Source organism: Streptomyces sp. CG 926, from assembly GCF_003148825.1.
Taxonomy (GTDB): Bacteria; Actinomycetota; Actinomycetes; order Streptomycetales; family Streptomycetaceae; genus Streptomyces.
Genome location: NZ_QGGZ01000002.1, coordinates 653,361 through 665,629, shown reverse-complemented (window position 1 = coordinate 665,629; position 12,269 = coordinate 653,361). Strand labels below are relative to the sequence as shown.

Below are 12,269 nucleotides of genomic sequence, written 5' to 3'. Positions count from 1 at the left end.
TACGTGAGCCCCGCCCCCCTTCCTCCGGGAAGGTGGGCGGGGCTTCGTCGTGCGGCTCAGCGGGCCAGGTAGCCCCCGTCCACCGGCAGGATCACGCCCGTCACGAACGAGGCCGCGTCCGAGGCCAGGAAGGCGATGACGCGGGCCACCTCCGCCGGCTCCCCGAGCCGGCCCATCGGGTGCGCCGCCTCGACCTCCGTCAGGTACTCCGGCCCGCCCGGCTCGTCCTTCAGCGCGATCACCCGCTCCGTACGGATGGTTCCCGGTGCCACCGCGTTGACCCGGATCCCGTGCGCCGCCCACTCCACCGCGAGGTGCTTGGTCAGCCCGGACGCCACGAACTTCGCGGGTCCGTACGCGGCCTGGCGGGCCTGCCCGGCCACCCCCGAGATCGACGACACGCAGACCAGGGCGCCACCGGGGCGCGGCTGCGCGGTCATCGCCTCGATGGCGTACTTGCAGGTCAGGAACATGCCGCGGCCGTCGACCGCCATGACGTGGTCCCAGTCCTCGGGACTGGTCTCCCGTACGTCGGAGAGGGGGAGCACCCCGGCGTTCGCCACGGCGACGTCCAGGCGCCCGTAGGCCTCGACGGCGGCCGTGACCATCGCGCGATTGGCCTGCGGATCGGCGACGTCACCGACGACCGCGGTGATCGCGTACCCCTCGCCGGCCAGTTCCGTACGCAGGGCCTCCACCCCGGGGCCGTCGATGTCGGCCGCGGTCACCCGGGCCCCGGACCGGGCCAGCAGCAGGGCCGTGGCCCGGCCGATCCCGCTCGCGGCGCCGGTGACCAGACAGGACTTCTCGTTCATGCGGCGAACCCTAGAGGGAGCGGGGAGCGGACGGGGGGACGCCGGGGACGCAGACCGGCCAAGTCCGGGGCGCGGGACATGTTGTCTTGTCACACGACTGACGCATCCTCATCGATGTGGCTAACATCACGCCAACCCGGCGATGTTGCCGGCAGGTTACGGAGGTGCGACGTGCTGCCAGTTCGGGGTGGGGACGGCCGGAAGCTGACGGTCTGGGGCACCCGTACCACCTGGAGCACCGTGGGCGACGGGGAGTTCTTCTGCCCGGCCTGCGGTGGCGACCGCAATTACCGCAGGCGGACCGGCAGGCGCCGGTTCACCGTCCTGGGGGTGCCGCTGCTGCCCCGCGGGCAGGCCGGTCCTGTCATCGAGTGCCAGGGCTGCCGCGCGCGCTTCGCCACCGACGTCCTGGACCACCTCACCACGACCCGGTTCACGGCCCTCCTGCGCGACGCCGTGCACACCGTGGCGCTGGCCGTGCTCACCGCGGGCGGGACGGCCTCGCGCAGCGCGCTGGAGGCCGCGGTGGGTGCCGTACGGGCCGCGGGCTTCCAGGAGTGCACCGAGGAGCAGCTGGAGTCCCTCGTGGAGGCGCTGTCCACGGACGAGGGGCGGCTCGGGCTGTACGACGTCCCGGAGTGCTGCGGGGCCGCGCTGTCGATAGAGCTCCACGAGGCACTGGAACCGCTGGCTCCGCACCTGGCCGGCCCGGGCCGCGAATCGATCCTGCTCCAGGGGGCCCGTATCGCGCTGGCGGACGGCCCGTACACCCCGGCCGAGCGCGAGGTGCTCGCCACGGTCGGCTCGGCGCTGCGGATCGACACGGACGAGGTGACCCGACTGCTGTCGGCGGTACGCGCTCCCTGAGGGGCCGTGTTCCACGGATCCACACGAGCGGCCCCGCGCGAATGCGTCGTGCGGGGCCCTTCCGTGTCCGACCCGTGGACCTCGGAGGGGTCCGTTCCGGCCGAAACGGCCCTCCGCGACGTAACGATCCGGCCTCACGGGGCCTGTTTCGGGACTGCGTGAACGTCATGTGAAGGCTGCGGGCGCACGCTCCGTGCCCGATGTGTCCACCAGTCGGACGGCCGGAACGGCGCCTTCGAGTGTGCCCCTTCGACGGCCGGCGAAGCCCATATCCGCACGTCATGGCGGATGTGTCGGACGGTCACGCGGCAGGAACGCCTGGCTCCGTGCCCCTGCGCGCATACCCCTGCCGAAGACTGCGCACCACTGGAGAAACCTACAGATCGGGCGGGCCTGAACGTCAACAGTTTGTCGAAGTCGACGATATGTGTGGCGCCCCCCACAGGCGTTCAATTCCGGTCACACGACAAGACGGCGCCGTTGACACAGCGCGGCTTCGATTCACCTCGACGTGAACGCACTGACAACCCTGGCGTACCAACGGGTTAGCGACCCACTACGCCCAGGGACAACCAGATCTCCTCTCACTTACCTACCTTGAAGGGCAAGGCTGAGATGGCACGTGTCGCCGCCCGGCTTTCCACCGACGGAGAGCAGAGCACGCACCCGGTCGACGAGGTGCTCCCCCTCCCCAAGCTCGCGCTGTACGGCTTCCAGCACGTACTCGCCTTCTACGCCGGCGCGGTGATCGTCCCGATCATCGTCGGCAACGCGCTGAAGCTGAGCCCTGAACAGCTGGTCTACCTGATCAACGCGGACCTCTTCACCTGCGGTATCGCCTCGATCATCCAGGCCTTGGGCGTCGGCCGGATCGGCGCGCGCCTGCCGCTGATCCAGGGCGTGACCTTCACCGCGGTCTCCCCGATGATCGCCATCGGCCTCGGGGCCGGCGGCGGTACCGCCGCCCTGCTGGTCATCTACGGCGCGGTGATCACCGCCGGTATCGCCACCTTCGCCTTCGCCTGGCTACCCGCCAAGGCGTTCCGGACGGTGATGCGGCTGTTCCCGCCGGTCGTGACCGGCACGGTGATCACGGTGCTGGGCATCGTCCTGATCCCGGTCGGCCTCAACGACGCGGCGGGCGGGCTCGGCAGCCCCGACTTCGGGGATCCGAAGAACTTCGCCTACGCCGGCGGCACGATGCTCTTCATCCTGATCCTGATGAAGATCGGCAAGCCGTTCCTCTCCAGCATCTCGATCCTCCTCGGCCTGGTCGTCGGCACCACCGTCGCCTTCCTGCTCGGCGACGCGAAGTTCGGCGACGTGGGCGACTCCGCGTGGATCGGCGTCACCACCCCCTTCCACTTCGGTGCCCCGAAGTTCGAGTGGTTCCCGATCGTCCTGATGCTCATCGTCATGCTGATCACCATGGTCGAGACGACCGGTGACACCTACGCCGTCGGTGACATCGTCGGCAAGGAGGTCGACAGCGAGACCGTGGCCCGCGCCCTGCGTGCCGACGGCGCCGCGACCGCCCTCGGCGGTGTCCTGAACTCCTTCCCGTACGTGGCCTTCGCCGAGAACGTCGGCCTGGTGCGGATGACGAAGGTGAAGAGCCGGTTCGTGGTGGTCGCCGCGGGTGTCTTCATGATCGTCCTGGGTCTGCTGCCCAAGGCCGCCGCGATCGTCGCCGCCGTCCCGCACGGAGTCCTCGGCGGCGCCGCCACCGTCATGTTCGCCATGGTCGCCCTGGCCGGTATCCAGACCCTGGCCAAGGTGGACCTGAAGGAGGAGAAGAACGCACTGATCGTCGGCGTCTCCCTCGCCTTCGCCCTGCTCCCCGCGACCGTCCCGGTCTTCTTCACCAAGCACATGGACCCGGACCTGTCCTCGCTGCTCAACAGCGGCGTGACGCTCGGTGCCACGGCCGCCATCGTCCTCAACCTGGTCTTCAACGGCCTGGGCAAGGAAGGCGCCCACGACGCCCCGAAGGTCGAACTGCCCGCCCAGGTGGCGGAGGCGGACAAGGAATCCGCGGCAGCCGTACCGGCTCAGGCGGGTGAGGGCGAAGCCGCCCGGACCCCGGCCTCCTGACCCTCCCAAGGGGTGACCCCGGCCGGGCCCCGCGCCCGGCCGGGGTCGCGGCCGTGCACGGCTGCGACACCGCGCCCGTGGCCGCGTCGCCGTACGGGACAATGGGCGCATGAGTCTGTTCCGCGACGACGGCATCGTGCTGCGCACCCAGAAGCTGGGTGAGGCGGACCGCATCATCACGCTGCTGACCCGCGGCCACGGCCGGGTGCGGGCCGTCGCCCGCGGGGTCCGGCGTACGAAGTCCAAGTTCGGCGCCCGGCTGGAACCTTTCTCCCACGCCGACGTGCAGTTCTTCGCCCGCGGCAGCGAACTGATCGGCCGCAGTCTGCCGCTCTGCACCCAGACCGAGATCATCGCCCCGTACGGCAACGGCATCGTCACCGACTACGCCCGCTACACCGCCGGCACCGCCATGCTGGAGACCGCCGAGCGGTTCACGGAGAACGAGGGCGAGCCCGCCGTGCAGCAGTACCTGCTGCTCGTCGGAGCCCTGCGCACCCTCTCCCGCGGCGAGCACGAGCCCCACCTCATCCTCGATGCCTTCCTGCTGCGCTCCCTCGCCGTCAACGGCTACGCGCCCAGTTTCGACGACTGCGCGAAGTGCGGCATCCACGGACCCAACCGGCACTTCTCCGTCGCCGCGGGCGGGGTCATATGCGGGGACTGCCGGGTGCCCGGCAGCGTCGTACCCTCATCTGAGGCCATCGCCCTGCTCAGCGCCCTGCTGACGGGCGACTGGGGGCATGCCGACGCGTGCGAGGCGCGTCACGTGCGGGAGGGCAGCGGGCTGGTCTCCGCCTATTTGCACTGGCATCTGGAGCGCGGGCTACGCTCCCTGCGATACGTCGAGAAATAGGAGCTGGACACATGGCACGACGCGGGATTCTGGGGCGCTCTCGCCGCGAGTACAAGGTTCCCGAGCCGCACCCGTCCGGCGCGGTCCCGCCGAAGATCCCCGGCGAGCTGGTCCCGAACCACGTGGCGATCGTCATGGACGGCAACGGCCGCTGGGCCAAGGAGCGCGGCCTGCCGCGCACCGAGGGCCACAAGGTCGGCGAGGGCGTCGTGCTCGACGTGCTCAAGGGCTGCCTGGAGATGGGCGTCAAGAACCTCTCCCTCTACGCCTTCTCGACGGAGAACTGGAAGCGCTCGCCCGACGAGGTCCGCTTCCTCATGAACTTCAACCGCGACGTCATCCGGCGCCGCCGCGACGAGATGAACGAGCTGGGCATCCGCATCCGCTGGGTCGGCCGTATGCCGAAGATGTGGAAGTCGGTCGTCCAGGAGCTCCAGGTCGCACAGGAGCAGACCGTCGACAACGACGCCATGACCCTGTACTTCTGCGTCAACTACGGCGGCCGCGCGGAGATCGCGGACGCGGCGCAGGCCATCGCCCGCGATGTCGCCGCCGGCAAGCTGGACCCGTCGAAGGTCAACGAGAAGACCTTCGCCAAGTACATCTACTACCCGGACATGCCGGACGTGGACCTGTTCCTGCGCCCGAGCGGCGAGCAGCGCACCTCCAACTACCTGCTCTGGCAGAGCGCGTACGCCGAGATGGTCTACCAGGACGTGCTGTGGCCCGACTTCGACCGCCGTGACCTGTGGCGGGCCTGCCTGGAGTACGCCCAGCGCGACCGCCGCTTCGGCGGGGCCGTCCCCAACCAGGGGGAGCCGGGCACCTCCGCCTGAGCGTCGTCTACGCTCCCGTGCCATGCACTTGGACGAAGATCACACGCAGCGGACGCAGGACACGGAGTCGGCCGTATTCGTGTACCTGCCGACGCTCGAGGACTTTCAGGGGGCCATCCGGGCCCGCGCCCGTAGGACGGGGGCGGGCCGGGTGGAGACGGCCCTGCCCCCGCTGCTCACGACCTGCCTGATGCTGGGATTCGGCGTGTCCCGCGGGTTCCTGCCGGTCGTCCTCGCGGTGAGCCTGGTGCTGGCACTGGGCGCCGGGCTGTTCGGCGCCGCGCGCACCCGGCGTGGCATGGCGCGCCGGCTCCACGCGGCGATGGCCACGTACGGGCAGTGCCGCACGGAGGTCGACGAGCGGGGCGCCGCGACCACGGGCGAGACCATGTCCTACACGGCCGACTGGAAGCTGTACACGCACTACACGGAGACCCCGGAGCTCTTCGTCCTGCTCGGGGGCCATCGCGCGAGCTGCCTCGCGCTGCTGCCGAAGCGGGGAGCCCAGGAGCCGGCCGACGTCGATCGGCTGCGGGGGATCCTCGACCGGAACCTGCGGAAGCTCTAGGCCGCCTAGCCGGCGGCCGCGCAGTCGGCGCAGGTGCCGAAGATCTCGACCGTGTGGGCCACGTTCACGTAGCCGTGCTCGGCCGCGATGGACTCCGCCCACTTCTCCACGGCCGGACCCTCCACCTCGACGGCCTTGCCGCACTTGCGGCAGACCAGGTGATGGTGGTGGTCGCCGGTGGAGCAGCGGCGGTAGACGGACTCGCCGTCGCTGGTGCGCAGGACGTCGACCTCGCCGGCGTCCGCGAGCGACTGGAGGGTGCGGTAGACGGTGGTCAGGCCCACGGAGTCGCCACGGTGCTTGAGCATGTCGTGGAGTTCCTGGGCGCTGCGGAACTCGTCCACCTCGTCCAGCGCCGCGGCGACCGCCGCCCGCTGCCGGGTGGATCGTCCTCGTACTGGCGCGGTATTCATCTCGCCAGGCGCAGTCGCCACCGGTTCCTCCTCGTATCGGCCTCGGCCCATTGTGCCAGGCGGCCGACCTTTCTAGACCTTCACATCGTCCCTCGTGCAGACCTCTTCGGTGGCGGCGCGGGCCGCCCGTGCCCGTCGCCTCGCCAGTGGCGTCGACACGGCCGTCGTCACGACGAAGACGCCGATGGCGAGCAGCACGATCGCCGCGCCGGAGGGTGCGTCGAGGTAGTACGTGGCGGTCACGCCGCTGAGCGAGACCAGCACGCCGATCAGCATGGCCAGCGACAGCGTCGCGGCGAAGCCCCGGGTGACCCGCTGGGCGGCCGCGACGGGGACCACCATCATGGCGCTGACCAGCAGCAGGCCCACGATCCGCATCGCCACCGTGACGGTGAGGGCGGCCGTGACGGCCATCAGGAGGTTCAGCGCCCGCACCGGCATGCCGGTGACCCGGGCGAACTCCTCGTCCTGGCTGATGGCGAACAACTGGCGGCGCAGTCCGACGGTGACGGCGAGGACGAACACGGCGAGGATCACCGCGGTCCAGACGTCCTGCGGCGCGACCGAGGTGATACCGCCGAAGAGGTAGCTGTTCAGGGTGGCCGTGGAGCCGCCCGCGAGGTGCATGATCATGATGCCGCCCGCCAGGCCGCCGTAGAAGAGCATGGCGAGGGCGACGTCGCCGCTGGTCTTCCCGCGGGAGCGGATGTACTCCATGCCGACCGCGCCGACGACGGCGACGACGGAGGCCATCCACACCGGGCTGGTGTTCAGCAGGAAGCCGAGGCCGACGCCGGTGAGGGCCACGTGGCCGATGCCGTCGCCGATGACCGCCTGGCGGCGCTGGACGAGGTACGTGCCGATCGCGGGCGCGGTGAGGCCGACGATGGCGGCTGCGATCAGGGCCCGCTGCATGAAGGCGTATTCGAAGAGGTCCATCAGCTCAGCAGTCCCGTCCGCAGGGGCTCGGCGTCGTGCGCCGCGTGGGGGTGTACGTGGTCGTGGCCGGGCAGCGCGTGCTGTCCCACGGCCTCCGGGGGCGGCCCGTCGTGGACCACACAGCCGTCGCGCAGGACGACGGCCCGGTCGATCAGGGGCTCCAGCGGGCCCAGTTCGTGCAGGACGAGCAGGAGGGTGGTGCCGAGGGCCTTCTGCGCGCGCAGGGCGTTCGCGAGGACCTCCTGGTTGGCGAGGTCCACGCCCGCCATCGGCTCGTCCATGATCAGCAGTTCGGGTTCGACGGCGAGCGCCCGGGCGATGAGCACCCGCTGGTGCTGGCCGCCGGAGAGGGCGTTGACCGAGGAGGAGGCGTACTGCTCCATGTCGAGCAGGGCCAGAGCGCGCTCGACCGCGGCCTTGTCGGCCTTGCGCAGGATCCCGAAGCGGGAGCGGGCCAGCCGGCCGGCGGAAACGACCTCGCGGACGGTGGCGGGGACCCCACCGGCCGCCGTGGTGCGCTGCGGGACGTACCCGATGCGCGACCACGAGCGGAAGCGCTTGAACTCGGTGCCGAAGAGGGACAGCTCGCCGTCGGTCAGGGGGACCTGGCCGACCACGGCGCGCACGGCCGTGGACTTGCCGGAGCCGTTGGCGCCGAGCAGGGCGACGACCTCGCCGGGTCGGACGGTCAGGTCGACGCCGCGCAGCACGGGGCGCGAGCCGAGCGAGGCCGTGGCCCCGCGCAGGGATATGACGGGCTGGTCCGCTGACTGTGCCGGCGTCGACTGCATGGCTCGCGCCTCCGTTGCTGCTGTCATCTACTTGGCTCCGAGCGCCTTCTGGAGGTTCTTCAGGTTGGACCGCATGACCTCGAAGTAGTCAGCGCCCTGGGACTTGTCGGTGATTCCTTCGAGCGGGTCCAGGACGTCGGTCCTCAGACCGGTGTCCGCCGCCAGGGTCCGGGCCGTCTTGTCGCTGGCCAGGGTCTCGAAGAACACGGTGGAGACATTCTCCTGCTTGGCGAGGCCCTGGAGTTCCTTCATCCGGGCCGGGCTCGGCTCGGACTCGGGGTCGACGCCGGAGATGGCCTCCTGGTCGAGGCCGTAGCGCTCGGCGAGGTAGCCGAAGGCGGAGTGGGTGGTGACGAAGGTCTTGGAGGCCGTGTTCTTCAGACCGTCCTTGAACTCCGAGTCCAGCGCGGTCAGTTTGCCGACCAGCTCGTCGGTGTTCTTCCTGTAGTCCGCGGCGTGCTCGGGGTCGGCCTTCTCCAGGGCGGCACCGACCCCCTTGGCGATCTCCGCGTACTTGGTGGGGTCGAGCCAGACGTGCGGGTCCCGGCCTGCCTCGCCGTGGTCGTGGTCATGGTCGTGTCCCTCGCCCTCGGCGTGGCCCTCGGCGCCGTGGTCGTGGCCGGCCGAGCCGTGGACCTTCAGCTCGGTCAGGGTCGCGGCGTCGACGACGTTCTTCACGCCGGACAGGGCGACGGCCTTGTCGACGGCGGGCTGCAGGCTCTTGAGGTAGACGACGACGTCGGCCTCGCCGAGCCGCCCGGTCTGCTTCGGAGTGATCTCCAGGTCGTGCGGTTCGACGCCGGGCTTGGTCAGGCTGTCGACCTTCACGTGGTCCTTGCCGATCTGCTCGGCGAGGAAGGCCATGGGGTAGAACGATGCCGTCACGCCGACCTTGCCGTCCTTGCCGCCGCCGGTGCCGGCAGCGGCTCCGGAGCAGGCGGTCAGGGCCGTGGCGCCGAGGGCGACGGCTCCGGCAAGGGCGGCGGTGGGTATGAGGCGGCGTACGTTCATGACATCCATTTTCATCAAAGATGGAAACGATTGTCAACAACCCAGGTGGGAGGCCCGGGGGGCCGGACCTGGAACGGGAACCGATTTGAAAGCGGGGGTGCGGGCGCCGGTAATCTAAAGACTTCGCCGTTCGTCCTCGTAATGAAGAGAGCACCGTGGCCGCCGACAAGATCGAAACCATCGTCAGCCTGAGCAAGCGCCGTGGCTTCGTTTTCCCGTGCAGTGAGATCTACGGCGGCTCCAAGGCCGCCTGGGACTACGGCCCGCTCGGTGTCGAGCTCAAGGAGAACATCAAGCGCCAGTGGTGGAAGGCCATGGTCACCGGGCGTGAGGACATCGTCGGTATCGACTCCTCCGTGATCCTGGCCCCCGAGGTGTGGGTGGCCTCCGGCCACGTCGCCACCTTCTCGGACCCGCTGACCGAGTGCACGTCCTGCCACAAGCGTCACCGCGCGGACCACCTTGAAGAGGCGTACGAGGCCAAGCACGGCCGTATGCCCGCCAATGGTCTTGCCGACATCAACTGCCCCAACTGTGGTGTGAAGGGCCAGTTCACCGAGCCCAAGCAGTTCTCCGGCATGCTGGAGACCCACCTCGGCCCGACCCAGGACACCGGCTCGAAGGCGTACCTGCGCCCCGAGACCGCCCAGGGCATCTTCACCAACTTCGCCGTGGTGCAGACCACTTCGCGCAAGAAGCCGCCCTTCGGCATCGCGCAGATGGGCAAGTCCTTCCGCAACGAGATCACTCCGGGCAACTTCATCTTCCGCACCCGCGAGTTCGAGCAGATGGAGATGGAGTTCTTCGTCAAGCCGGGCGAGGACGAGCAGTGGCAGGAGTACTGGATGCAGGAGCGGTGGAACTGGTACCGCGACCTCGGCATCCGCGAGGAGAACATCCGCTGGTACGACCACCCGAAGGAGAAGCTGTCCCACTACTCGAAGCGCACCGCCGACATCGAGTACCGCTTCAACTTCGGTGGTAACGAGTTCTCGGAGCTCGAAGGCGTCGCCAACCGCACCGACTACGACCTCAAGGCCCACTCGGCGGCCTCGGGTGCGAACCTCACCTACCACGACCAGGAGTCGGGTGAGCGCTACACCCCGTACGTCATCGAGCCGGCCGCCGGTGTCAACCGCGCCATGCTCGCCTTCATGCTCGACGCGTACAACGAGGACGAGGCCCCCAACGCCAAGGGCGTCATGGAGAAGCGCACCGTGATGCGCCTCGACCCGCGCCTGGCCCCGATCAAGGTCGCCGTCCTGCCGCTGTCGCGCAACGCGCAGCTGTCGCCGAAGGCCAAGGGCCTCGCCGCCGACCTGCGCAAGAACTGGAACATCGAGTTCGACGACGCGGGTGCCATCGGCCGCCGCTACCGTCGCCAGGACGAGATCGGTACGCCGTTCTGCGTCACCGTCGACTTCGACACCCTGGACGACAACGCGGTGACCGTGCGCGAGCGCGACACCATGAAGCAAGAGCGCGTCTCCCTGGACCAGATCCAGGCCTACCTCGGCAGCCGTCTGCTCGGCTGCTAGGTCCTGCCGTACGAAGACCGGTGGCCCGGTGCGCTCGCAGCGCACCGGGCCACCGGTCTTTTCGCGGGGTGGGGCGGGGTGGGGCGGGATGGGGTCAGGAGGTCGCCGCGGCCTCGGCGGCGCGGCGCTCTCCCTCGGCCTGGGACCGCTTCCCGTACAGGGCGGTCCATACGCCGAGCGCGCCCAGCACCACGTAGATCATGATCGGACTGACCACCACCATGGTCTTGGTGGGCAGTAGGTAGGCGAGGACGACGCGGACGAGGGCCTCGGCGACGTAGGTGACGCCCCACACCAGCGTCATCCGGTTCATGGTGGTGCGGAAGCCCTCGTACTGCCACAGGCCGTTCCACCAGGCGGTGCTCTCCGGGGTGCCGTCGGTGGCGAACTTACGGCCGAAGTAGAACATCAGCGGGCGCGGCGCGAGCAGCGTCCCGAGGCAGAGCAGCCCGAACAGCCCGGTGACCCCCGAGTCCTTGATGAGCAGGGCGCGGGCCGAGTGCGCGCCGACCAGCGAGACGACGGCGGTGATCACCAGGAACACCATGGTGACGACGGCGAACTCGTCGAGCTTGCGCCGCCAGGCCACGCTGATAACGCTGTCGAGCACCGGCCAGGCGCTGCTGATCAGCAGCGCGGAGAACTCGCTCATGCCGTGGTCCTCGGTCAGCACGTTGTACGTGATGATCGGCGCGACCACGTTGAGCCCGATGGTCAGGATCCAACCGAGGGCGGCCGCACCACCCGAGCGCTTCGGAGGTGCCGGCCGTGCGTCTTGAGTTGCTGGTGTGGACAAGATTCCCCCTGGGGCGTGCCTGATGACGTGCGGTAGGGGGACCGTAAGGACTTTGACGGGACGCGAACAACCCAGAAGGTCCAAAATGATCATCAAATCGTCCGGACCGACTGCTTCCGGATGCCGGCCGGCCCGCGTCAGGCGCGCAGACCCCGGAGCACGAGGGCGGTGACCGCCTCGAACTCTGTGATGATCGTCGGCGAGAGCCAGTCGGCCGCGTACTGCGGGTCGTGGAAGCGACCGGTGGCGTCGAACACCGCGCGGGCCGCCGCCGGTACGTCGTCGGCGGCGAGCGAGCCCGCCGCGACGCCCTCGGCGATGATCCGGCCCAGCTGGTCGATCAGCTCGGTCAGATGCGCGTCGACCACGCCGCTGTTCTCGGCGAGCAGCACGGTGTAGGTGGCGAACAGCTCCGGGTCGTCGCCCGCCTTGTGGCGCTTGGCCGCGAAGAGGGCCTCCAGCCACGCCTCCAGCTTGGAGGAGGCGCTCCCGGTGGGAGCCGAGGCGATCTCCTCCAGCATGACCACGCTCCTGGCGAGCCAGCGGTCCGTGACGGCCTCGCGCAGCGCCGCCTTCGACGGGAAGTGCCGATACACGCTGCCGTGGCTGACGCCCAGGGCGCGGGCCACGTCCACCACGGTCGCCTTCGTGGGACCGAAGCGGCGCAGCACCTCCTCGGTGGTCGCGAGGATGCGCTCGGGAGTCAGGGGCTCGGCAGCAGCGGGGGACATGGGTACGACCGTAC

13 protein-coding genes are annotated in these 12,269 nt (G+C 69.7%); 6 read left to right on the top strand and 7 right to left on the bottom strand.

Annotation, left to right across the window (positions count from 1 at the left end):
- Positions 1-56 precede the first annotated feature (56 nt).
- Positions 57-815, bottom strand: coding sequence for an SDR family NAD(P)-dependent oxidoreductase (locus BCL76_RS08170; RefSeq protein ID WP_109778814.1), 759 nt, complete (start codon positions 813-815; stop codon positions 57-59).
- 171 nt (positions 816-986) lie between these two features.
- Between BCL76_RS08170 and BCL76_RS08165 the strand changes: the two genes are divergently transcribed.
- From BCL76_RS08165 to BCL76_RS08145, 5 genes are all read left to right on the top strand, one after another.
- Positions 987-1,682: a TerB family tellurite resistance protein gene (locus tag BCL76_RS08165; RefSeq protein ID WP_030757458.1), complete on the top strand. Its 696-nt coding sequence runs from the start codon at positions 987-989 to the stop codon at positions 1,680-1,682.
- Positions 1,683-2,297: 615 nt separating this feature from the next.
- A complete protein-coding gene (locus tag BCL76_RS08160) occupies positions 2,298-3,776 on the top strand; it encodes a nucleobase:cation symporter-2 family protein (RefSeq protein WP_258309433.1) in 1,479 nt (492 codons plus the stop codon).
- Between the two features lie 109 nt (positions 3,777-3,885).
- A complete protein-coding gene (gene recO / locus BCL76_RS08155) occupies positions 3,886-4,632 on the top strand; it encodes a DNA repair protein RecO (RefSeq protein WP_109778813.1) in 747 nt (248 codons plus the stop codon).
- Between the two features lie 11 nt (positions 4,633-4,643).
- Positions 4,644-5,468 carry an isoprenyl transferase gene (locus BCL76_RS08150; protein ID WP_109778812.1) on the top strand — a complete coding sequence of 275 codons (825 nt, stop codon included), beginning with the start codon at positions 4,644-4,646 and terminating at the stop codon, positions 5,466-5,468.
- A gap of 22 nt (positions 5,469-5,490) precedes the next feature.
- On the top strand, positions 5,491-6,036 hold the full coding sequence (locus BCL76_RS08145; protein ID WP_109778811.1) for a hypothetical protein: 546 nt from the start codon (positions 5,491-5,493) through the stop codon (positions 6,034-6,036).
- Positions 6,037-6,041: 5 nt separating this feature from the next.
- On the opposite strand, the gene BCL76_RS08140 is transcribed toward BCL76_RS08145, so the two are convergent.
- The 4 genes from BCL76_RS08140 to BCL76_RS08125 are packed head-to-tail and all read right to left on the bottom strand — an operon-like array spanning position 6,042 to position 9,199.
- Positions 6,042-6,470, bottom strand: coding sequence for a Fur family transcriptional regulator (locus BCL76_RS08140; RefSeq protein ID WP_078626133.1), 429 nt, complete (start codon positions 6,468-6,470; stop codon positions 6,042-6,044).
- Between the two features lie 51 nt (positions 6,471-6,521).
- Complete coding sequence (locus tag BCL76_RS08135; protein WP_109778810.1) at positions 6,522-7,388, bottom strand: metal ABC transporter permease; 867 nt, start codon at positions 7,386-7,388, stop codon at positions 6,522-6,524.
- Positions 7,388-8,179, bottom strand: coding sequence for a metal ABC transporter ATP-binding protein (locus BCL76_RS08130; protein WP_109778809.1), 792 nt, complete (start codon positions 8,177-8,179; stop codon positions 7,388-7,390). The genes BCL76_RS08135 and BCL76_RS08130 overlap by 1 nt, the downstream gene beginning before the upstream one ends.
- A 27-nt stretch (positions 8,180-8,206) precedes the next feature.
- On the bottom strand, positions 8,207-9,199 hold the full coding sequence (locus tag BCL76_RS08125) for a metal ABC transporter substrate-binding protein (protein WP_109778808.1): 993 nt from the start codon (positions 9,197-9,199) through the stop codon (positions 8,207-8,209).
- Positions 9,200-9,345: 146 nt separating this feature from the next.
- Between BCL76_RS08125 and BCL76_RS08120 the strand changes: the two genes are divergently transcribed.
- Positions 9,346-10,728, top strand: a complete 1,383-nt coding sequence (locus BCL76_RS08120) for a glycine--tRNA ligase (RefSeq protein WP_033224702.1) — start codon at positions 9,346-9,348, stop codon at positions 10,726-10,728.
- Positions 10,729-10,822: 94 nt separating this feature from the next.
- Here the strand turns inward: BCL76_RS08120 and BCL76_RS08115 are convergent, their stop codons facing one another.
- The gene (locus tag BCL76_RS08115; RefSeq protein ID WP_258309431.1) at positions 10,823-11,428 is read right to left on the bottom strand and encodes a VC0807 family protein; all 606 of its coding nucleotides are present in this window, start codon (positions 11,426-11,428) and stop codon (positions 10,823-10,825) included.
- 233 nt (positions 11,429-11,661) lie between these two features.
- A complete protein-coding gene (locus BCL76_RS08110; RefSeq protein WP_109778806.1) occupies positions 11,662-12,255 on the bottom strand; it encodes a TetR family transcriptional regulator in 594 nt (197 codons plus the stop codon).
- Positions 12,256-12,269 lie beyond the last annotated feature (14 nt).

Coding starts and splice junctions, on each gene's coding strand:
- BCL76_RS08170 (WP_109778814.1), bottom strand. CDS start 815: ATGAACGAGAAGTCCTGTCTGGTCACCGGCGCCGCGAGCGGGATCGGC.
- BCL76_RS08160 (WP_258309433.1), top strand. CDS start 2,298: ATGGCACGTGTCGCCGCCCGGCTTTCCACCGACGGAGAGCAGAGCACG.
- recO (WP_109778813.1), top strand. CDS start 3,886: ATGAGTCTGTTCCGCGACGACGGCATCGTGCTGCGCACCCAGAAGCTG.
- BCL76_RS08150 (WP_109778812.1), top strand. CDS start 4,644: ATGGCACGACGCGGGATTCTGGGGCGCTCTCGCCGCGAGTACAAGGTT.
- BCL76_RS08145 (WP_109778811.1), top strand. CDS start 5,491: ATGCACTTGGACGAAGATCACACGCAGCGGACGCAGGACACGGAGTCG.
- BCL76_RS08135 (WP_109778810.1), bottom strand. CDS start 7,388: ATGGACCTCTTCGAATACGCCTTCATGCAGCGGGCCCTGATCGCAGCC.
- BCL76_RS08130 (WP_109778809.1), bottom strand. CDS start 8,179: ATGCAGTCGACGCCGGCACAGTCAGCGGACCAGCCCGTCATATCCCTG.
- BCL76_RS08125 (WP_109778808.1), bottom strand. CDS start 9,199: ATGGATGTCATGAACGTACGCCGCCTCATACCCACCGCCGCCCTTGCC.
- BCL76_RS08110 (WP_109778806.1), bottom strand. CDS start 12,255: ATGTCCCCCGCTGCTGCCGAGCCCCTGACTCCCGAGCGCATCCTCGCG.